Source organism: Protofrankia sp. Cr1 (genome assembly GCF_963555865.1).
Classification (GTDB): domain Bacteria; phylum Actinomycetota; class Actinomycetes; order Frankiales; family Frankiaceae; genus Protofrankia.
In genome coordinates, this window is record NZ_CAUVXO010000531.1 from 1,990 (window position 1) to 2,559 (window position 570).

The 570-nt window shown below is 69.8% G+C and carries 1 protein-coding gene and 1 pseudogene; both read left to right on the top strand.

Translation table 11 applies throughout. The annotated features are described in order from the left end of the window. A partial coding sequence (locus tag U9980_RS25250) for a hypothetical protein (RefSeq protein WP_322770215.1) occupies nt 1-403 on the top strand: 403 nt, incomplete at its 5' end. Then, nucleotides 360-570, top strand: a pseudogene (locus U9980_RS28785) (hypothetical protein); the annotation flags it as partial. The gene U9980_RS25250 and the pseudogene U9980_RS28785, both read left to right, overlap by 44 nt.

Below are 570 nucleotides of genomic sequence, written 5' to 3' on the forward strand. Positions count from 1 at the left end.
GACCCGCAAGCCTGTGATGCAACCGGCCCGGCTCCGTGTTGAGCGCGTCGTCTCCGCGGGGCCGGGCCGGCGTCCAACCAACGACGGGATGGGACGGTGGGGTTCGATGGCCGAAACAGGCGCGACGGATGACGGCGGGGACGGACGGATACCCGTGCTCTACGGCGTGGTGCGGTTCGAGCCAGGGGAGGAACGGCGGGTCCGCGACACCACGATCACGTTTGATTCGCCTGCGGCGGCGGAGCTGTTCGCGGTGGAGCTGTTCGCGGTGGAGAGCGGCTGGGACGACTATCAGGTGTGCCCGTTGTTCTTCTTCGTAGACACCGCTACGGCTCCCGCGGCCGGGCGGGTGCTCCTGGGTGCGGCGCTGGCACGGTCGGCACATCGGGCCGGCGGCCGATGACCAGCGACGGACACCCCGGGTCGTATCAGACGGGGGCGCATGCTCGATCACGATTCATCCGGCAGACCGGCCAGTGGAGGTGATGCGCGCCTGGGCGTCGCTGCCGGACGGGGTCGGGTTTGCCGAGGCGTTCGGCGATGTTGATGTGACGCTCGTGTTCCGGCCGG